Annotated in this window: 20 protein-coding genes; 16 read left to right on the top strand and 4 right to left on the bottom strand. The window is 68.8% G+C overall.

Going from position 1 to position 17954, the window contains the following annotated elements:
• Position 1: 1 nt before the first annotated feature.
• Positions 2 to 547 carry a DUF2061 domain-containing protein gene (locus tag AC07U0_RS12900; protein ID WP_494720414.1) on the bottom strand — a complete coding sequence of 182 codons (546 nt, stop codon included), beginning with the start codon at positions 545 to 547 and terminating at the stop codon, positions 2 to 4.
• A gap of 148 nt (positions 548 to 695) precedes the next feature.
• Here AC07U0_RS12900 and guaB point away from each other — a divergent pair, with 148 nt between their 5' ends.
• The 6 genes from guaB to AC07U0_RS12870 all read left to right on the top strand — a co-directional run bounded on the left by guaB (position 696) and on the right by AC07U0_RS12870 (position 7794).
• Positions 696 to 2156, top strand: a complete 1461-nt coding sequence (gene guaB, locus AC07U0_RS12895; protein WP_494720413.1) for an IMP dehydrogenase — start codon at positions 696 to 698, stop codon at positions 2154 to 2156.
• A 17-nt stretch (positions 2157 to 2173) separates the two neighbouring features.
• Positions 2174 to 2575: an MAPEG family protein gene (locus tag AC07U0_RS12890; protein WP_494720412.1), complete on the top strand. Its 402-nt coding sequence runs from the start codon at positions 2174 to 2176 to the stop codon at positions 2573 to 2575.
• A 9-nt stretch (positions 2576 to 2584) separates the two neighbouring features.
• Complete coding sequence (locus AC07U0_RS12885) at positions 2585 to 3991, top strand: RsmB/NOP family class I SAM-dependent RNA methyltransferase (protein WP_494720411.1); 1407 nt, start codon at positions 2585 to 2587, stop codon at positions 3989 to 3991.
• Entirely contained in the window at positions 3988 to 4692 is a 705-nt protein-coding gene (locus AC07U0_RS12880) for a 5'-methylthioadenosine/S-adenosylhomocysteine nucleosidase (RefSeq protein ID WP_494720410.1), read from the top strand. Before AC07U0_RS12885 ends, AC07U0_RS12880 begins: the two co-directional genes overlap by 4 nt.
• The gene (gene guaA / locus AC07U0_RS12875) at positions 4689 to 6251 is read left to right on the top strand and encodes a glutamine-hydrolyzing GMP synthase (protein WP_494720409.1); all 1563 of its coding nucleotides are present in this window, start codon (positions 4689 to 4691) and stop codon (positions 6249 to 6251) included. The genes AC07U0_RS12880 and guaA overlap by 4 nt, the downstream gene beginning before the upstream one ends.
• A 289-nt stretch (positions 6252 to 6540) precedes the next feature.
• Positions 6541 to 7794: a tyrosine-type recombinase/integrase gene (locus AC07U0_RS12870; protein WP_494720408.1), complete on the top strand. Its 1254-nt coding sequence runs from the start codon at positions 6541 to 6543 to the stop codon at positions 7792 to 7794.
• On the opposite strand, the gene AC07U0_RS12865 is transcribed toward AC07U0_RS12870, so the two are convergent.
• On the bottom strand, positions 7751 to 8041 hold the full coding sequence (locus tag AC07U0_RS12865) for a helix-turn-helix transcriptional regulator (protein ID WP_494720407.1): 291 nt from the start codon (positions 8039 to 8041) through the stop codon (positions 7751 to 7753). The two genes, AC07U0_RS12870 and AC07U0_RS12865, sit on opposite strands and share 44 nt — an antisense overlap.
• A gap of 136 nt (positions 8042 to 8177) precedes the next feature.
• Between AC07U0_RS12865 and AC07U0_RS12860 the strand changes: the two genes are divergently transcribed.
• From AC07U0_RS12860 to arsH, 5 genes are read left to right on the top strand one after another with little or no spacing between them, the layout of a single operon-like run.
• Positions 8178 to 8513, top strand: a complete 336-nt coding sequence (locus tag AC07U0_RS12860; protein WP_494720406.1) for an ArsR/SmtB family transcription factor — start codon at positions 8178 to 8180, stop codon at positions 8511 to 8513.
• A gap of 7 nt (positions 8514 to 8520) precedes the next feature.
• On the top strand, positions 8521 to 8946 hold the full coding sequence (gene arsC, locus AC07U0_RS12855) for an arsenate reductase (glutaredoxin) (protein ID WP_494720405.1): 426 nt from the start codon (positions 8521 to 8523) through the stop codon (positions 8944 to 8946).
• Positions 8943 to 10031 carry an ACR3 family arsenite efflux transporter gene (gene arsB / locus AC07U0_RS12850; RefSeq protein ID WP_494720404.1) on the top strand — a complete coding sequence of 363 codons (1089 nt, stop codon included), beginning with the start codon at positions 8943 to 8945 and terminating at the stop codon, positions 10029 to 10031. The genes arsC and arsB overlap by 4 nt, the downstream gene beginning before the upstream one ends.
• Positions 10031 to 10447 carry a GNAT family N-acetyltransferase gene (locus tag AC07U0_RS12845; RefSeq protein WP_494720403.1) on the top strand — a complete coding sequence of 139 codons (417 nt, stop codon included), beginning with the start codon at positions 10031 to 10033 and terminating at the stop codon, positions 10445 to 10447. Before arsB ends, AC07U0_RS12845 begins: the two co-directional genes overlap by 1 nt.
• A complete protein-coding gene (arsH, locus tag AC07U0_RS12840; RefSeq protein WP_494720402.1) occupies positions 10447 to 11226 on the top strand; it encodes an arsenical resistance protein ArsH in 780 nt (259 codons plus the stop codon). Before AC07U0_RS12845 ends, arsH begins: the two co-directional genes overlap by 1 nt.
• Before the next feature lie 38 nt (positions 11227 to 11264).
• Here arsH and AC07U0_RS12835 read toward each other — a convergent pair whose 3' ends face one another.
• Together AC07U0_RS12835 and AC07U0_RS12830 are read right to left on the bottom strand one after the other, a co-directional pair.
• Positions 11265 to 13193, bottom strand: a complete 1929-nt coding sequence (locus AC07U0_RS12835; protein WP_494720401.1) for an FTR1 family protein — start codon at positions 13191 to 13193, stop codon at positions 11265 to 11267.
• Between the two features lie 41 nt (positions 13194 to 13234).
• A complete protein-coding gene (locus AC07U0_RS12830; protein WP_494720400.1) occupies positions 13235 to 13714 on the bottom strand; it encodes a MerR family transcriptional regulator in 480 nt (159 codons plus the stop codon).
• Positions 13715 to 13790: 76 nt separating this feature from the next.
• On the opposite strand from AC07U0_RS12830, the gene AC07U0_RS12825 reads away from it, so the two are divergent.
• From AC07U0_RS12825 to AC07U0_RS12805, 5 genes are all read left to right on the top strand, one after another.
• Entirely contained in the window at positions 13791 to 14441 is a 651-nt protein-coding gene (locus tag AC07U0_RS12825) for a cation efflux transmembrane domain-containing protein (protein WP_494720399.1), read from the top strand.
• Positions 14438 to 15091, top strand: a complete 654-nt coding sequence (locus tag AC07U0_RS12820) for a class I SAM-dependent methyltransferase (RefSeq protein WP_494720398.1) — start codon at positions 14438 to 14440, stop codon at positions 15089 to 15091. Before AC07U0_RS12825 ends, AC07U0_RS12820 begins: the two co-directional genes overlap by 4 nt.
• Before the next feature lie 68 nt (positions 15092 to 15159).
• On the top strand, positions 15160 to 15480 hold the full coding sequence (locus tag AC07U0_RS12815; protein ID WP_494720397.1) for a hypothetical protein: 321 nt from the start codon (positions 15160 to 15162) through the stop codon (positions 15478 to 15480).
• 54 nt (positions 15481 to 15534) lie between these two features.
• Complete coding sequence (locus AC07U0_RS12810; RefSeq protein WP_494720396.1) at positions 15535 to 16794, top strand: TolC family protein; 1260 nt, start codon at positions 15535 to 15537, stop codon at positions 16792 to 16794.
• Entirely contained in the window at positions 16791 to 17951 is a 1161-nt protein-coding gene (locus AC07U0_RS12805) for an efflux RND transporter periplasmic adaptor subunit (RefSeq protein ID WP_494720395.1), read from the top strand. The genes AC07U0_RS12810 and AC07U0_RS12805 overlap by 4 nt, the downstream gene beginning before the upstream one ends.
• Positions 17952 to 17954: the final 3 nt, after the last annotated feature.

The following is a 17954-nucleotide window of genomic DNA, read 5'->3' as shown; positions in this document are numbered from 1 at the left end:
ATCAGGCGATCAGAAGCGCCTGACGGCGGGCGCGGCGGGCCTCAATGCGACTCCAGATGCGGTCGTGGATGGCGAAGAAGCCCGTCTGGACGAAGGGCTCCAGCGTGCCGATGGTCAGGGCGACGCGGATATCGCGGGTCAGGGCAAAGGCGACGCTGACCGCCACGGTGAAATGCATGACGCCGTAGGTGACGGTCTTGAGTGCGACACGACCGAGCGAGCGGGGCAGGGTGTGGCTGTGTCCGGGATGGCCGTGGCTACGCGTCTGCTCCTGCGGATCCATGAGGTCCAGCCGGGCCCCGACGGCCTCGACCGTCTCCTCGGGCAGGGACAGAGTCCCGCGCCGCTCGATCCGGTGCCAGACGCGGTCGTGGATCGAATAGGCGACGGTCTGGAACAGGGGTTCGACCACACCGACCGCAAGGGCCAGCCGCCAGTCGCGGGTGATGGCGAAGGCCACAAGGATCGCGACGACCAGATGCATCACGCCATAGCTGGCGATCTTGAGGGCGAGGCGGCGGACGGACTGGACGATGACCTGTACCATGCGTTGAACATGATAATCGTTCGCAGAAATCGCAAGAGCCAGGGCGCGTCCGGCGATAAACCTTTGTGACGAACCTCGTCGGCGGGCTCAGAACGGTTGACTTCGCAACCGCGAAAGAGGATAGGCGGCCCGCAAAACGGAGACTCCCATGGAGATTCGCGAAGGCCTTACCTTCGACGATGTTTTGCTTGAACCCGGCCCGTCCGAGACCATGCCCGCAGACGCGGATGTCTCGACACGACTGACACGCGACATCCGACTGAACATCCCGCTCGCCTCCTCGGCGATGGACACCGTGACCGAGAGCCGTCTGGCGATCGCCATGGCCCAGGCCGGCGGCCTTGGGGTGCTTCACCGCAACATGACTATCGCCGAACAGGCCGATCAGGTCCGTCAGGTGAAGCGCTATGAAAGCGGCATGGTCATCAATCCGGTGACCATCAACCCCGACACGACGCTGGGCGAAATCCGCGCCATCGTCGCCGAGCGCAAGATCTCGGGCTTCCCGGTGGTGGATCCGGCCTCAGGCAAGCTGGTCGGCATCCTGACCAACCGCGACATGCGGTTCGACACCGATCCGAGCCGCAAGGCCGCCGAGCTGATGACCCAGGGCGACCTGATCACGGTGCGCGAAGGCGCCGGCCGTGACGAGGCCCGGGCCCTGCTGCGGGACCGCAAGATCGAACGCGTCATCGTCGTCGACGAGGCCTATCGCGCCACCGGCCTGATCACGATGAAGGACATCGAGAAGGCCCAGGCCCACCCCAACGCCGCCAAGGACGATCAGGGCCGGCTGCTGGTCGGCGCCGCCTCGACCGTGGGCGACGCGGGCTATGAGCGGGCCATGGCCCTGGCCGACGCCGGTTGCGACGTGGTGGTCATCGACACCGCCCACGGCCACTCGGCCCAGGTCTCTCGCGTGGTCGAGCGCATCAAGCGCGAGAACAACCGGCTGCAGATCATCGCCGGCAATATCGCCACCTATGACGCCGCGCGCGCCCTGATCGACGCCGGCGCCGACGCCGTGAAGGTCGGGATCGGCCCGGGCAGCATCTGCACCACCCGCATCGTCGCGGGCGTGGGCGTGCCCCAGCTGACCGCCATCATCGACGCGGTTCGCGCGGCGAAGGCCTCGGGCACCCCGGTCATCGCCGACGGCGGGATCAAATACTCGGGCGACCTGGCCAAGGCCATCGCCGCGGGCGCCTCGGTCGCCATGATGGGCTCGATGTTCGCCGGCACCGACGAAAGCCCGGGCGAGGTCTTCCTTTACCAGGGGCGCAGCTACAAGTCGTACCGCGGCATGGGCTCGGTCGGGGCCATGGGCGCCGGCTCGGCCGATCGTTACTTCCAGAAAGACGTCCAGGACACCCAGAAGCTGGTGCCCGAGGGCATCGAGGGCCAGACCCCCTACAAGGGTCCGATCTCGCCGGTTCTGCACCAGATGGTCGGGGGGCTTCGCGCCGCCATGGGCTATGTAGGCGCGCCGAGCATCGCCGAGTTCCAGGAACGCGCCCGCTTCGTGCGCATCACCGGGGCGGGATTGCGCGAGAGCCACGTCCATGACGTCATGATCACGCGGGAAGCGCCGAACTACCGGCAGGGCTGATCGCGGGGGACACGACCATGGACATGACGCCCGAGTTCATCGCACTGGCCTTCGTTCTGATCCTGGCCATTGTCCAGATCTCCGCCGCCGCCATCGCGCGGACGGCGGAGCTGGGGGCGAAATGGAACGCGGGGCCGCGCGACGAGGCCGTTCCGCCGCCCGGCAAGCTGGCCGGGCGTCTGATGCGGGCCCAGTCCAATCTGTTCGAAACCCTGCCGCTGTTCGCCGCCGCCGTAATCATGGCCCATGTGGCCGGTAAGGACGGCGGCGCGCTCACCCTGTGGGGCACGCACCTCTACCTCCTCGCCCGCGTCGTGTACGTGCCGCTCTACGCCTTCGGCGTGACCGGCCTGCGCTCGCTGGCCTTCATCGTCTCGCTGGCCGGTTTGATCATGGTCATCTGGGCCCTGTTTGTCTGAAAGCCTGAGTTGACCCCAGCCGCCCGTCTCGCCGCCGCCGCCTCCGTCCTGGACTCCATCGCCCAGGGCCGCCAACCGGCCGAGGCCGTGCTCAAGACCTGGGGGACCGAGAACCGCTACGCCGGCTCCAAGGACCGCCGCGCCGTCGCCGACCGCGTCTATCGCGTCCTGCGCGCCCGTGGCCGTCTGGTCTGGGCCATGGGCGGGCGCGAGGACGGCCGGGCCCTGGTCATCGGCTCGCTGAGCCTGATCGACGGCCTGTCGCTGGAAGAGATCGAGGCCCTGCACTCGGGCGACGCCTATGGGCCCAAGCCGCTGTCGAAGCAGGAGCGCAGCCGCCTCACCGCCACGGAAGATGAACTGCCCGGCTGGGTCGCGGCGGGCCTGCCCGAGTTCGTGATGGAGGACTTCAAGTCCACCTATGGCGACAGCTGGGCGGTCGAGGCCGAGGCTCTGATGGTGCCGCGCGCGCCGATCGACCTGCGCGTCAATGCGGCCAAGGCCACCGTCGCCGATGTCGAGGCTGAACTCCGCGCCGCCGGTCTGGAGCCGCAACGCACGCCCTGGTCCGCCTGGGGTCTGCGCCTGTCGGCCGAGCCGCCGCCGAATGTCCAGGCGCTGGAAGCCTTCAAGGAGGGCCGGATCGAGATCCAGGACGAGGGCAGCCAGATCGTCTGCTGGCTGACCGGCGCCCGGCCCGGCATGACCGTCGTCGACTATTGCGCCGGGGGTGGGGGCAAGACCCTGGGTCTGGCCATGCAGATGCGCGTGGCCACGGGCCTGCAACCGGCCGCGCCGGAAGACGCGAAGATCTGGACGCCGACCGGCTGGGTCGATGGACCGACGACCAAGGCCGCGACTGTCGTCCAGACGGACGGAAAGCTGGTCGCCTATGACGTCGTTCAGAAGCGGCTCGACAACATCAAGCCGCGCCTGCAACGCGCGGGCGTCGCAGCGGAATTGCACCAGCTCGGCCCCAACGGCGGCGGGGTCGAGGACATGGTCGGTCAGGCCGATGTGGTCCTGGTCGACGCGCCCTGCACCGGCTCGGGCACCTGGCGGCGTCGCCCCGAGGACGCCTGGCGGCTGAAGCCCGAGGACGTCGACCGGATGCACAGCCTGCAGACGGCCGTCGTCGCCCGCGCCGCCAAGCTGGTGAAGCCGGGCGGACGTCTGGTCTATGTCACCTGCTCGATGCTGACGGCCGAGAACGAGATGAGCGTCGCCGCCTTCGAGGAGGATCATCCGTCCTTCCGCCCGGTGGCCATCGCCGAGGCCCTGGACACCGCCGACCTGACCCAAGCGGGCCGTGAGAAGCTGGCCGAACTGGCCGCCGGCGGTCATCGCCTGCGTCTGTCGCCCGCCACCGCCGGCACCGACGGGTTCTTCGCCGCCATCTACGAGAAGGCGCAATGAGCCAAGCCTGGCGCATGGAACGATACGGCGACGTCTCGGTCCTGTGTGTCATGGCGGCTCCGGCGGAGTACGGCGTCCATCTGCAGGCGCGGATCCAGCCGCTGATGACCGGCATCGGTCCGGTGGAGGGGGCGGTCGCCCTGACCGCGGCCCTGGCCCGGCTGGAGGCGGCGAACGGCCTGCCGGACCTGATCGTGTCGCTGGGCTCGTGCGGTTCGCGCGAACTGGAGCATGCGGCGGTCTATCAGGCCTCTTCGGTCAGCTACCGCGACATGGACGCCAGTCCGCTGGGCTTCCCCAAGGGGATCACGCCGCTACTGGACCTGCCCGCCGTTCTCGACCTGTCGTGCCCGATCCCGGGCGTGCCGACCGCAACCCTGTCGACCGGGGGCGGGGTGATCTCGGGCGCCGCCTATGACCTCATCGAGGCGCAGATGGTCGATATGGAGACCTTCGCCCTGCTGCGCGCGGCCCAGACCTTCGGCGTGCCCCTGATCGCCCTGCGCGGCGTCTCGGACGGCAAGGTCGAGCTGAAGGCGCTGGAGGACTGGACCTCGACCCTGCACCATGTTGACGAGAACCTGGCGGCGGCGCTCGACGCTCTGATCGCGGTTCTGACCGAACGCGGCCTCTCCGCGCTTGATATTGCTGGCTCGGCCAGCCAAGTCCCCACCCATTCGCTCTCCCCGGATTCGCCATGACCCAGACTACCGACCACCAGAAGGTCCTCATCGTCGACTTCGGCAGCCAGGTGACCCAGCTGATCGCGCGCCGCCTGCGCGAGGCCAGCGTCTATTGCGAGATCCATCCGTTCCAGAAGGCGCAAGCCGCGCTGGAGGCGATGAAGCCGGCGGCGATCATCCTGTCGGGCGGTCCCGAGAGCGTCCATGAAGAGGGCAGCCCCCGCGCGCCGCAGGGCGTGTTCGAGGCGGGCGTGCCGGTGCTGGGCATCTGCTACGGCGAGATGACCATGTGCGAACAGCTGGGCGGCAAGGTCGAGGGCGGCCACACCCGCGAGTTCGGCCGCGCCGAGATCACCGTCGAGAAGGCCTCGCCCCTGCTGGCCGACCTGGCCCCGGTCGGTGAGGAAGAGACCGTCTGGATGAGCCACGGCGACAAGATCGTCGCGATCCCCGAGGGCTTCGACGTCGTCGCTTCCTCGGCCGGGTCGCCCTATGCGGTGATCGCCGACGAGACTCGCCGCTTCTACGGCGTCCAGTTCCACCCCGAGGTGATGCACACCCCGCGCGGCCATCAGATGCTGAAGAACTTCACCCACGGCATCGCCGGGCTGAAGGGTGACTGGACCATGGCCGCCTATCGCGACGAGAAGATCGCCCAGATCCGCGAACAGGTCGGCTCGGCCAAGGTCATCTGCGGCCTGTCGGGCGGGGTCGACAGCTCGGTGGCGGCGGTGCTGATCCACGAGGCCATCGGCGACCAGCTGACCTGCGTCTTCGTCGACACCGGCCTGCTGCGCAAGGACGAGGCCAGCCAGGTCACGACCCTGTTCAGGGAGCACTACAACATCCCCCTGATCCACGTTGATGCGTCGAAGGAATTCCTCGGCGAGCTGGCGGGTCAGTCGGACCCGGAGACCAAGCGCAAGACCATCGGCCGGGTCTTCATCGAGATCTTCGACCGCGAGGCCTCGAAGATCGAGGGCGCCGAGTTCCTGGCCCAGGGCACCCTCTATCCCGACGTGATCGAGAGCGTGTCGTCGTCCAGCGGCAAGGCCCATGTGATCAAGAGCCACCATAACGTCGGCGGCCTGCCCGATTATATGAAGCTCAAGCTGGTCGAGCCGCTGCGGGAACTGTTCAAGGACGAGGTCCGGGCCCTGGGGCGCGAACTGGGTCTGACCGACGCCTTCGTCGGACGCCATCCGTTCCCCGGACCGGGTCTGGCCATCCGCATCCCCGGCGAGATCACGCCGGAAGCCGTGGCGACCCTGCAGGAAGCCGACGCCATCTATCTCGACGAGATCCGCAAGGCGGGCCTCTACGACAAGATCTGGCAGGCCTTCGCCGTCCTGCTGCCGGTCAAGACGGTCGGCGTCATGGGCGACGCCCGCACCTATGAAAAGGTTCTGGCCCTGCGCGCGGTGAGCTCCACCGACGGCATGACCGCCGACTTCTTCGAGTTCCCGTGGGACGTGCTGGGCAAATGCGCGACCCGCATCGTCAACGAGGTCCGCGGCGTGAACCGCGTCGTCTACGACGTCACCTCCAAGCCCCCCGGCACCATCGAGTGGGAATAATTCTGGGCCTTCTGAAACTTTCCAGATCGCTTCCGAAACGCCCACCAAAACACTGACTTATAAGAAAAATGCTGTCGCAGTCTCTCGATACCTTTCGAGGGGCTGCGTACGGCTGTGTCGGTCGGTCTGACGGTCCCGCCGCCGTTGCCTCTCGGGATTCTGCTCCATACCGTCAGAGGGCCTGGAGGGTCCTGACGGTCTTTTTTTGGACCAAGCATCTGACTTGTTTGAGAAAAATGACCCCGAAAGACCCCGAAAGCGCCTGACGGTCTTTTGGAGTCAAAACGGCATGCTTACCGACGCCGCATTACGAAATATCCGCCCTAAATCAAGGTCTTACAAAATGACCGACAGGGACGGCCTGTACCTGCTGATTTCGCCGAAAGGCGGCATCGCGTTCAAGTACGACTACCGCTTCAACGGGCGGCGGGAGTCGGTGACGCTGGGTTCGTACGGACCGGCCGGCCTGTCGCTGGCCAAGGCCCGCGAGAAGGTCCTCGACGCCAAGCGGCTGATCGCTGAAGGCGTCTCGCCCGCCCTGGAAAAGCAGCGGGCCAAGCGGCGGCTGAAAGAAGCCCGGAGCTTTGGTCATGTCGCCCAGCGCTGGATGGACCATGCCCCCATGGCGGACAGCACCCGCAACATGCGGCGGTCTATCTTCAATCGGGAGGTCCTGCCGCACTGGGAGAACCGGTTGCTGAATGAGATCACGCCCGGCGATCTGAGGGCCCACTGCCAGACGATCGTCGAGCGCGGCGCGCCGGCGACGGCGATCCACGTCCGCGACATCGTCAAACAGATCTACGCCTTCGCCATCCTGCACGGGGAGAAGATCGACAACCCGGCGGACGGGGTCGGCCCGGCCTCGATCGCCACCTTCCGCCCGCGGGACCGGGCGCTGTCGCCGACGGAAATCCGGATTATGCTCGGGCTGCTCGGCGAGGTGGCGACGCTGCCGACCATCCGCCTCGGCCTGAAGTTCATCCTGTTGAGCATGGTCCGAAAAAGCGAGCTCCAGGACGGGGTCTGGGAGGAGGTCGATTTCGAGAACGCCGTCTGGTCGATCCCGAAGGAGCGGATGAAGCGGTCGCGACCGCACAACGTCTACCTCTCGACCCAGATGCTCGACATCCTGATCGCGCTGAAGACCTGCGCCGGAAACTCTCGCTACATCCTGCCGTCCCGCTACGACGCCGACGCCCCGATGTCGCGGGCCACCTTCAACCGGGTGACCAGCGCCATCGCCGAGCGCGCCCGGGAGCGCGATCTGCCGCTGGAGCCGTTCACGGTCCACGACCTGCGCCGGACCGCCTCGACCTTGCTGCACGAGATGGGGTTCAACTCGGACTGGATCGAGAAGGGCCTCGCCCACGAGGAGCGCTCGTCCCGCGGCGTCTACAACAAGGCCGAGTTCGAGGCCCAGCGGCGCCATATGGCTCAGGAGTGGTCGAACGCCGTCGACGCCTGGGAGGCCGGACGGGCGTTCACGCCCGGGCTGGTCATCCCGGAGACGGCCGGTCCTCGGTTCGATCCCCGGCTCTGACCGGCCGGGTGATCCGCTTGCGGACGTCTGGCGCGGGAGCCCGCTTGATCGGCTTGGCGCGGCGTAGAACCAGCCAGGCTTCGATCTCGGCCAGGTCCCAGACGACGCATCGGGGCGTCAACAGGAACCGCCTCGGGAACTGGCCGCGCTGCTCCATCTCCCAGATGGTGCTGTCGGCCAGCGGCACCATCTGACGGAGTTGCGGCTTCTTGATCGTGCGCCTCAGCGGCGGGTCGGCCTGGGCCATCGGACATCTCCACATTGCTGTGGGGAATCGAACTCGAAAGACTGCGGAAGGCCTAGCCGCAACCTCTCCACCGTAGGCTTGCGGCGCGAACGGGCGAGGGGCTTGAACATTTCCATAGTTCGACTATTTCGGAACTATGGAAACCGAAGCCTCGATTCTCGCTCTCGCCGCCTTGGCGCAATCGACGCGGCTGGAGGCGTTTCGTCTCCTCGTGCGTCACGAACCCGACGGTCTGCCGGCCGGTGACATCTCCAACCATCTGGCGATTCCGGCAAACACCCTGTCGTCTCATCTCGGCGTCCTGACCCGTGCGGGTCTGATCAAGTCAGAGCGGCGCAGCCGTTCGATCATCTATCGGGCCGACCTGGACCGGTTTCGCGACCTGGTCCTGTTCCTGCTCAAGGACTGCTGCGGGGGCAGGGCGGACCTCTGCGAGCCCTTGCTGGCCGAACTCGCGCCCTGCTGCCCCTGAGAATCCCGTGGACATCGTCATCTATCACAACCCCGCCTGCGGGACGTCGCGCAACGCCCTCGAGCTGATCCGCCATGTCGGGATCGAGCCTCACGTCATCGAATATCTGAAGTTCCCGCCATCGCGCGCCATGGTCGCCTGGCTGGCCGAGCGCACTGGCGCGCCGCTTCGGGACCTGCTGCGGGAGAAGGGCACGCCCTTCGCCGAACTGGGCCTCGATGATCCCGACCTGACCGACGACCAGTTGCTCGACGCGATCGAGGCTCACCCGATCCTGCTCAATCGGCCCATCGTCGTAAGCCCCCTGGGCGTCCGGCTTTGCCGCCCGTCGGAGGCCGTGCTGGACCTGCTGCCTGCCGACGATCTCAAGCCCTTCACCAAGGAGGACGGCGAGGTCGTCATCGACGCCGACGGCCGGCGGGTGGGCCGGTGACCGAGGCGCCCGTCACGGCTGCGGAGCCGTCGCGCCGCCTGTCCTTCCTCGACCGCTGGCTGACGGGCTGGATCTTCGCCGCCATGGCTTTGGGCGTCGCGCTCGGGACCTTCGCGCCGGGCCTGTCCGCCTGGGTCGACGGCCTGTCCGTCGGCACGACCAACATCCCGATCGCCATCGGGCTGATCCTGATGATGTACCCGCCGCTGGCCCGGGTCCGGTACGAGGAGCTGCCGCGCGTCTTCGCCGACAAACGCGTGCTGGCCCTGTCCCTGTTTCAGAACTGGGTGCTGGGGCCGGTGCTGATGTTCGCCCTGGCGGTGATCTTCCTGCGCGATCAGCCGGAGTACATGACCGGCGTGATCCTGATCGGCCTGGCCCGTTGCATCGCCATGGTGCTGGTCTGGAACCAGCTGGCGCGGGGCGACAACCAGTATGTCGCCGGCCTGGTCGCCTTCAACTCGATCTTCCAGATCCTGTTCTTCAGCCTCTACGCCTGGCTTTTCCTGACCGTGCTGCCGCCCCTGTTCGGGCTGCAGGGCAGCGTCGTCGACGTCAGCGTCTGGACCATCGCCGGCGCCGTCCTCGTCTATCTCGGCCTGCCGTTCCTGGCCGGCTTCCTGACGCGGCGCAGCCTGATCGCCCGCAAGGGCGCGGACTGGTACGAGCGTCGGTTCCTGCCGCGCATCGGGCCGGTCACCCTGATCGCCCTGCTGTTCACCATCGTGGTCATGTTCAGCCTCAAGGGCGGGGAGGTCGTGGCCCTGCCGCTCGACGCCCTGCGCATCGCCCTCCCGCTGACGATCTATTTCCTCGTCATGTTCGTGGTCAGCTTCCTCATGGGCAAGCTGATCGAAGCCGACTATCCGCGCACCACCGCCCTGGCCTTCACCGCCGCCTCGAACAATTTCGAGCTGGCCATCGCGGTGGCCATCGCGGCCTTCGGCCTGACCTCGCCGGTCGCCTTCGCGGCCGTCATTGGTCCCCTGGTCGAGGTGCCGGTGCTGATCCTGCTGGTGTCGGTCGCCCTCTGGATGGGCCGCCGCTGGTTCCCGGATACGGCGCCCCCGGCGGACGCCCGTTGATGGTGGTCCTGTATCTGATCGATGCCGGCGACGCCGGCCTGATCGCGGCCCTGAGGGCCGAGGGCCTGCCCGCGCCCGACGCCGGCCGCTACTTCCGCGCCGATCACTACGGCGCGGTCGTCGGCTACGTTGGGCTGGAAGGGGAGGGGCGCGACCTGCTGCTGCGCTCCCTGGTCGTGCTCGCCGACCGGAAGGCGCGCGGCCTGGGCGGCCGGGTGCTGGCCGCCGCCGAGACCGCCGCCGGCGACCTGGGCGCCGCGCGGCTGCATCTGCTCACGACCACCGCCGAGCCCTTCTTCACCCGCAACGGCTATCGGGCCGCGGATCGGCAGGCGGCGCCGGAGGCGATCCGGCTGACCCGCGAGTTCGCGGGTCTGTGCCCGGCGTCGGCGGCTTATCTGACCAAGGACCTCTGATGACCTACGACCGCCTGCGAACCCTGTCCGATCCCGATCATCTGCCGGCCTTGGACAAGGCCTATCTGGCGGCCGATCCGGCCCGGGGTCTGGGGCCGAACGATCACCCGCCGCGCATCCTCCTGCTCTACGGATCACTGCGCGAGCGGTCGTATTCGCGCTTCTGCGTCGAGGAGGCCGCCCGCCTCCTGCAATGGATGGGCTGCGAAACCCGTATCTTCGATCCGTCGGGCCTGCCCCTTCCGGGCTCGCCGGGCGACGAGGACCACCCGGCGGTGCGCGAGCTGCGCGCCCACGCCCTGTGGTCGGAAGGGATGGTGTGGTGCAGTCCTGAGCGGCACGGCCAGGTCTCCGGTCTGCTAAAGCTGCAGATCGACCATCTGCCCCTGAGCATGGGCGGGGTGCGTCCGACCCAGGGCCGAACCCTCGCCGTCATGCAGGTCTCCGGCGGCTCGCAGAGCTTCAACGCGGTCAACACCCTGCGGCTGCTCGGCCGCTGGATGCGGATGATCACCATCCCCAACCAGTCGAGCGTGGCCAAGGCGTTCCAGGAGTTCGACGAGGCCGGGCGGATGAAGCCCTCCGCCTACTATGAGCGCATCGTCGACGTGATGGAGGAACTGGTCCGCTTCACCATCCTGACCCGGCCCCACGCCGTCCAGCTGGTCGACCGCTATTCCGAACGCAAGGCGGCCGGGATCCCGGTCGACGCTGCGACCGATCTGTCTTCCATCGCCATTGCCCCGCGGGAGCCCTGCTGCGCGCCGCGGTCGGTTTGAACGGCCCGGAGACAGGCGGCCCCGGCGCGGCGGTCGGGTTAGGCGACCGTCGCCTTCGGCCCTGACGCCCGTGCAAAGCCGATCGCGAGGATGACGACGGTCAGGACCTGCACCCCGACGCCCTCGAGGGTCGGATAGAAACCGAGGATTTCGATCCGGGGAAGCCAGGCGACGGGGTGGACGTCGATCCAGCCCGCTTCCTGCAGAGCCGCGATCCCCTTGCCGACGAGGATGACCGAGAGGACGGCCATCAGGATCGAACTGAGCGAGAAGAACCGACCGATCGGCAAGCGCTTGCTGTAGGTCAGCAGGGCCCACGCGACGACCGCGAGCACTGCGACCGCCGCGAGGGCGCCGGTCAGCATGCCGACGTGACCGCCCTGGCTCCAGATGGCCGCGTAGAACAGGATGGTCTCGAACACCTCGCGATAGACCACCACGAAGGCGAGCAGAAACAGCAGCCAGGCCGAGCGGCCCGACAGGGCCTTGGTGAGCTTGTCGCGGATGTAGATCTGCCAGGCGTCGGCGTGCGACTTGCCGTGCATCCAGATGCCGACCGACACCAGCACCACGACCGCCAGCAGTGAGCCGAAGCCTTCGGTGAGTTCGCGGCTCGCGCCGCTGATGGAGATGAAGAAGGTGGCGGCGGCCCAGGTCGCCCCGCCGGCCAGGAGAGCTGCGACCCATCCGCCATGGACATAGCGCAGGACGTCGGGACGCTCGGCCTTGCGCAGGAAGGCGATCATGGCGACGACGATCAGCAGCGCCTCCAGACCCTCCCGCAGGAGGATGGTGAAGGCGCCGGCAAAGCTGGCGACATTGTCCGCCTCTTGCGGAGCCATCGCCCGCTCGGCGGTGTCGAGAAGGGCCGTGAGCCGCGAGACCTGGGATCCGACCTCGTCGACGGGCGCCCCGCGCGCGATCGCCGCCCGCAGTTCCGTCATCGCCGTCTCGATACGCCGCAACAGGGCGCCGTCCCGCGCGCCCAGGGCCGGTTCGACCGGCTCAAAGCCGTCGAGATAGGCCGACAGCGCCAGATCCGTCGCCTGCTTGCGGTCGCCGTTCCGATAGGCGGTCAGACTTTCCCCCAGACGCGAGCGCGCGAGCGTCAGCGCCCCGTCGGACGCCTGTTGGGACACGGCTTCGGGATGACGCCGCAGGTAGGCGGTGACGGCCCGGGCCTTGGGCTCGCCGATCCGCGCCGCCAGGTCGGCGGGCGAGGTTTGCGTCACCGCCGCCAGGGTCGGGAAGAGGGTGCGGATAGAGGAATCGCTTTTCCAAAGGCGTTCGCCGTCGGCCGCCTCGGCGTCCGTGAAGGCGAAGCGCCCGACATAGAAGGCCAGGGCCCAGCGGTCGCCCGCCGGCAGGTCCGAGAAGCTGGCCATGGCCGTGCCGTCCAGGCCCTGTTCGATCACCTGGTAAAGACCGAACACACTGCGTTGGCGCGCCCGCTCAACGTCAGCGAAGGCGATCGGGGCCGGATCGAGGCCTTGCGCCGCGGGTCCGTCGGCCTGTCCGGCGGCGCCATGGCAGACGGAACATTGCGTTTCATAGAGAGCCTGGCCTTTGGCGAGGTCCGGCGGGAACGACGGGGCCAGCGGGCTGGGATAGGCGGCGAGCAGGGCACCGGCGAGGGCCTTGGCTTCGGCGCCGACGATCTCAGGCGACGCCTTGTCCCGGATGCGGTCCGCAAGGGCGGCGGCGCTGCGGCTCAGGTTGGCCTTGGCCGCGCTCGGCGGCAGGGCGTCGATCCGGGTCCGGATCTGACCTGCGAACTCCGTCATCTCGCCGTACTCGGCCGGATTGACCACCTTTCCGTCAGCGACCGCACCGGCGTAGTCGACGGAGACATAGTCCAGCAGACGCCAGGCGACCTGGGCCTCGGAGGCGGCCGAAGTTTGGGCGAAAGCCGGCGTCGAGACGCCGAGAACCAGGGTCAGAAGGAACAGTCGGACGAGGAGACGCATGGCGAGCCTGATTGTGAACGGCTCGCATTATCACTGGTGCGTCAGGGTGTCGCGGTCGAAATCGACGTGGCCGCCGCGCCGCCATGTCCCGGGCCGCAGAGATCGTGGTCGTGCAGCACCTCGATGACCTTGCACGCGGAGACCCGCCCGCCGGCGCACTCCGCGGTCATGCGCGACAACTCAGTTTTCAGCGCCTGGAGCTGCGCGATCTTCTCGGTGACCTCGCGAAGGTGGCGCTCGGCGATCGCATTGGCCTCGCCGCACGGTCGGTCAGGATGGTCCGACAGGTCGAGCAGGGACCGGATCGAGTCGATGTCGAAGCCGAGCTGACGCGCATGGCGGATGAAGGACAGGCGACGCAGGGCGACGTCGTCATAGAGACGGCGGTCGCTGGCGGTCCGCGGCGCAGCGGGCAGCAGGCCGATCTGCTCGTAGAACCGGATCGTCGGCACCTTCACGCCGGTGGCCGCGGCGAGCTTGCCGATGGTGCGCGGGGCAGGGAAGGACGGGGTTGCGGACATGATCGCAAAATAACCGCTTGATCCTCTAGCGGCTAGAGGATGCACAAGAGGCTCAGGACGATCGCCGGAGCCCCTGATGACCGAACCTCTGATCCAGGAGAACCCCACCGCCTCGGGCTGCGGCTGCGGCGCGCCGGTGAAGTTCGACGGCGCCTCGCCGGCCTATCGTCGCATCCTGGTCGCGGTGATCGCCATCAATGCGGTCGCGTTCGTCGCGGTCGCGGGCGGCGCCCTGGTCCAAGGCTCCGCGTCCCTCGGGGCCAACGCGCTCGACTTCCTGGCCGACAGCGCGACCTACGCCATCAGCCTTTGGGCCATCGGCAAGTCGGTTCAGGTGCGCTCGGGCGCAGCCCTTCTGAAGGGGGCGAGCCTGGCGCTCCTGGCCGTATTCATCCTCGGCTTCGCCGTCTGGCGCGCCGTGTCCGGCGCGCCGCCGGAAGGCACGGTGATCACCGGGCTCGGCCTGTTCGGCTTCGCCGCCAATGCGGTGGCGGCCCTTCTGCTGGTGCGCCATCGGGACGGCGACGCCAATGTCCGCTCTGTCTGGCTGTGCACGCGCAACGACCTGATCGAGAGCCTCGTCGTGGCCGCGGCCGGCGGGCTGGTCTGGCTGACGGCCTCCCGGTGGCCCGACCTGATCGCCGGGGCCATCCTGGCCCTGGTGTTCCTGCAGTCCGCCTGGTCGATCATTCGCCAGTCGCAGGCCGAGTTGAAGGCCGCCGGATGACGACGACCTTCACTCCCGCCCTTGGCCACAGTTGGCTGAGCGATCTCTATGACCCGGCGATCGCCCTGCTGACGCGGGAGCGGACCTGGCGCGAGGCGTTGCTGGACGACCTGGATCCGGGACCCGGCGAGCGCATCGTCGACATCGGCTGCGGCACCGGCACGCTCGCCGCCAAGATCAAGCGTCGCGCGCCGGGGGCGGAGGTTCTCGGGATCGATCCCGACGCCGACATCCTCGGGCGGGCCCGCGCCAAGACCGGCACGCTCGGCCTCGAGGTCGTCTTCGCCGAGGGGTTCGCGCGGGACGCCGACCGGCTGGCCGGCGACGCGGGGGCGGACAAGATCGTGTCCAGTCTGGTCTTCCATCAGTTGCCCATGGCGGAGAAGCGCAGCGGCTTCGCCGCCTGCCTGCGGGCGCTCAGGCCGGGCGGGACCCTGCATATCGCCGACTACGGCCTGCAACGCACGGCAGCGATGCGATCCCTGTTCCGCATCATCCAGACGCTCGACGGTCGGGAAGACACCCAGCCGAACGCCGACGGCGTGATCCCCGTCCTGATCGCAGAGGCCGGCTTTTCAGATGTGCGGGAGATCGCGGTGATCCCGACGCCGACCGGCTCCATCTCCCTCTATCGCGCGGTGCGACGATGAGACGATTGATGTCGCGCCGACGCATGGTATGGGACCGCATGGGATTCCCTGCGGTCAGACATGGACTGATGACGGCGCTGCTCGCGGCGTTCCTGTCCCTGTTCGTCCTGGTCTCCGCCGTCGATGCTGCGACCTGCAGCCCCGAAGCGATGACGTCGCCGGCGTCCAGCGCCATCGTCGACGTTCCCGTCGATCAGGGCGACAGCGGCGCTCCGGACAACCACGCCATCTGTTCGCACGGTCACTGTCACCACGGCGGCGTCGCCGTGCCCCAGAGCCCTGAGGCTCCGGTCGTGACCCATGCCGGGACCGACCTGACCGCCCTGCCGCTTGCGGACGGCTTGCCGTCCCGCATGCCCGCCGGACCAGACCGCCCTCCCAGAGGCTGACGGGACTGCGCGCGACCGCGCGCCTTCACGTCAACCATCTGGGAAACAGGACCTATGCCATCCCCTAAACGCCGTCTGCCGCACCCTGCGGCCGGCGGAGCCGCGATCACCCTCGCGGCGATCCTGGCCATGCTGGCCCCAGGGTCAGCCTTCGCCGAACCCGTCACCCTGGCCGACGCGCTGTCTCGCGCCGCGGCCTCCTCGCCGACCTTGGCAGCCGCCGAAGCCGACGTCGCCGCCGCCGTCGGCCGCGCCCAGCAGGCCGGTTTCCGGCCCAACCCCGAACTCGGCCTGGAGGTCGAGAATTTCGCCGGCACAGGCGGCTTCTCCGGCGTCGATGACGCCGAAAGCACCCTGAGCGTCGGCCAGCGGTTCGAACTCGGCGGCAAGCGGCCCGCACGCGAGCGCGCCGCCCAGGCCGAGGTGGACGCCGCCCGGTTGCGCCTCGCGGTCGCGCGGGCGGACCTGGAACAACAGGTGCGGGACGCCTACGCCGAGGCCTATGCGGACAGCCGCCGGGTCGAACTGGCCCGCGATCAGTTCCTGCGCGCCGATAACCTTCAGACCATCGCCACCGAACTGGTGGACGCCGGTCGCGAACCGCCCTTGCGGGCTCTGCGGGCGCGCACCGCCGCCCTGGAAGCGGTCGGACGAGTTCGCGCGGCCGAAGCCGAATACGCTGAAGCCCAGCGGGCGCTCGCCGCCCTGTGGGGCGGCGGCGAAGACCTGCCCGAACCGACCGCCGCTGAAACCCCGACGGCGTCCGGCGCCGTCATCGACCCGGCCAGCGCGCTCGACGTGCGCCTCGCCGAAGCCGAGGTTGCGACCTCCATCGCCGTCGTCGAGCGGGAACGGACCCTGTCCCGCCCCGATGTGACCGTCAGCGTCGGCGCCCGCCAGTTCCGGGGCACGGACGACACGGCTCTGGTGTTCGGCGCCTCCATGCCGATCGGTCTGTTCGACCGGAACCAGGGCAATATCGCCGCCGCCAACGCCGAGCGGACCGGAGCCGAGGCTCGCCGCAACGCGGCCCTTGCCGGCGCGATCCGGCGGACCCGCGACGCCCAGGCCGCGCTGCGCACGGCCGAAGCTCAACTGGCCTTCCTTGAAACCCAGGCCGAACCCGAAGCGATCGAGGCCGTGCGCATCGCGCGCGAAGGCTTCTCGGCCGGCCGCTTCACCCTGCTGGACGTGCTCGACGCCGAAGAGGCGCTCAACACGGTCCAGGCCGACATGATCACCGCCGAGCTGGAGCGCGCCCAAGCCGTCGCCGCCCTGACTCGCGCCACCGAAACCGAAGGATCCGCCCAATGAAGAGATTGACCAACCAGCAACGCCTCCTCGGCGGCGCGGCGGCGGCCGTGATCGTCCTCGGCGGCGGGTTCGCCGTCTGGAGCATGACGCGCGGTCCGGAAGCGCCGACGGAAGCCGCTGCGGAAGCCGAAGAAGAACACGGCGCCGGCGAGGCCCTGGAGATGGACGCCGCCCGCATTCAGGCGGCCGGCATCACCTTGGCGCCCGTCGGCAGTGGCTCGCTGAGCGCCGAGATCGTGGCCCAGGGCACCGTCGTGGGCACGCCCCAGGGCGAGGCCGTGCTCGCGGCCCGCGCCGACGGCGTCATCACCGGCGTCTCGCTGCGCCTCGGCGACAGCGTTCGCGCCGGCCAGACCGTGGCCCTGATCGAGAGCCGCGAAGCCTCCTCCATCGCCGCCGAACGGGCGACCGCCCAGGCCCGGTTGACCGCGGCCCGGCAGGCGCTCGCCCGTGAGCAGCGGCTGTTCGACTCGCAGATCACCGCGCGACAGGACCTCGAAGCCGCCCAGACCGTGATGGCGGAAGCGGAGGCGGAAGCGCGGCGGACCTCGTCCGCCGCCGCCGCCGCCCGGGTCTCCGGAGACGGCCGCAGCACGGGGGTCGTCAGCCCGATCAGCGGGCGGGTGACCGTGTCCAATGCGACGCTCGGCGCCTTCGTGACGGCCGGGACCGAACTGTTCCGCGTCGCCAACGCCAGCCAGATCGAGGTCCAGGCCTCGGTCTCCGCCGACGACGCGGGCCGGATCGCTCCGGGCGACCGGGCCAGCATCACCCTGCCGGAAGGCGAGGTCCAGGCCACGGTGCGGTCGATCACCCCGGGGGTGGATGCGGAAAGCCGCGCCGCCACCGTTCTGCTCACCGTGTCCGGCGTGGGAGGCTTGCGTCCCGGCCAGGCCATCGCCGTGCGGATCTACACCCGCGACGCTCAGACCTCCGCCGGCGTTTCGGTGCCCGAGGAAGCCATCCAGACCGTCGAAGGCCGCGAAGTGGTCTTCGTCAGGACGGCGACGGGCTTCAACCCGGCGCTGGTCATCGTCGGCCAGCGTAGCGCCGGTCGGGCCCAGATCACCTCCGGCCTGACGGCGGGGCAGATCGTCGCCACCCGCAACGCCTTCCTGCTGAAGGCCGCGCTCGGCGCTGGCGAAGTGGAGCACTAGCCC

Source organism: Brevundimonas sp. GW821-FHT02A10 (assembly GCF_059422025.1).
Note: the sequence above shows the minus strand (reverse complement) of the source record. Positions and strands in the feature narration are given on the sequence as shown.

What these genes read in the sequence shown, in the direction of transcription:
- AC07U0_RS12810 (WP_494720396.1), top strand. Translation starts at nt 15,535, where the DNA reads ATGCCATCCCCTAAACGCCGTCTGCCGCACCCTGCGGCCGGCGGAGCC.
- guaB (WP_494720413.1), top strand. Translation starts at nt 696, where the DNA reads ATGGAGATTCGCGAAGGCCTTACCTTCGACGATGTTTTGCTTGAACCC.
- guaA (WP_494720409.1), top strand. Translation starts at nt 4,689, where the DNA reads ATGACCCAGACTACCGACCACCAGAAGGTCCTCATCGTCGACTTCGGC.
- arsH (WP_494720402.1), top strand. Translation starts at nt 10,447, where the DNA reads ATGACCTACGACCGCCTGCGAACCCTGTCCGATCCCGATCATCTGCCG.
- AC07U0_RS12815 (WP_494720397.1), top strand. Translation starts at nt 15,160, where the DNA reads ATGACGGCGCTGCTCGCGGCGTTCCTGTCCCTGTTCGTCCTGGTCTCC.
- AC07U0_RS12870 (WP_494720408.1), top strand. Translation starts at nt 6,541, where the DNA reads ATGCTTACCGACGCCGCATTACGAAATATCCGCCCTAAATCAAGGTCT.
- AC07U0_RS12845 (WP_494720403.1), top strand. Translation starts at nt 10,031, where the DNA reads ATGGTGGTCCTGTATCTGATCGATGCCGGCGACGCCGGCCTGATCGCG.
- AC07U0_RS12890 (WP_494720412.1), top strand. Translation starts at nt 2,174, where the DNA reads ATGGACATGACGCCCGAGTTCATCGCACTGGCCTTCGTTCTGATCCTG.
- AC07U0_RS12830 (WP_494720400.1), bottom strand. Translation starts at nt 13,714, where the DNA reads ATGTCCGCAACCCCGTCCTTCCCTGCCCCGCGCACCATCGGCAAGCTC.
- AC07U0_RS12860 (WP_494720406.1), top strand. Translation starts at nt 8,178, where the DNA reads ATGGAAACCGAAGCCTCGATTCTCGCTCTCGCCGCCTTGGCGCAATCG.
- AC07U0_RS12825 (WP_494720399.1), top strand. Translation starts at nt 13,791, where the DNA reads ATGACCGAACCTCTGATCCAGGAGAACCCCACCGCCTCGGGCTGCGGC.
- AC07U0_RS12865 (WP_494720407.1), bottom strand. Translation starts at nt 8,041, where the DNA reads ATGGCCCAGGCCGACCCGCCGCTGAGGCGCACGATCAAGAAGCCGCAA.
- AC07U0_RS12900 (WP_494720414.1), bottom strand. Translation starts at nt 547, where the DNA reads ATGGTACAGGTCATCGTCCAGTCCGTCCGCCGCCTCGCCCTCAAGATC.
- AC07U0_RS12835 (WP_494720401.1), bottom strand. Translation starts at nt 13,193, where the DNA reads ATGCGTCTCCTCGTCCGACTGTTCCTTCTGACCCTGGTTCTCGGCGTC.
- AC07U0_RS12880 (WP_494720410.1), top strand. Translation starts at nt 3,988, where the DNA reads ATGAGCCAAGCCTGGCGCATGGAACGATACGGCGACGTCTCGGTCCTG.
- AC07U0_RS12820 (WP_494720398.1), top strand. Translation starts at nt 14,438, where the DNA reads ATGACGACGACCTTCACTCCCGCCCTTGGCCACAGTTGGCTGAGCGAT.
- AC07U0_RS12805 (WP_494720395.1), top strand. Translation starts at nt 16,791, where the DNA reads ATGAAGAGATTGACCAACCAGCAACGCCTCCTCGGCGGCGCGGCGGCG.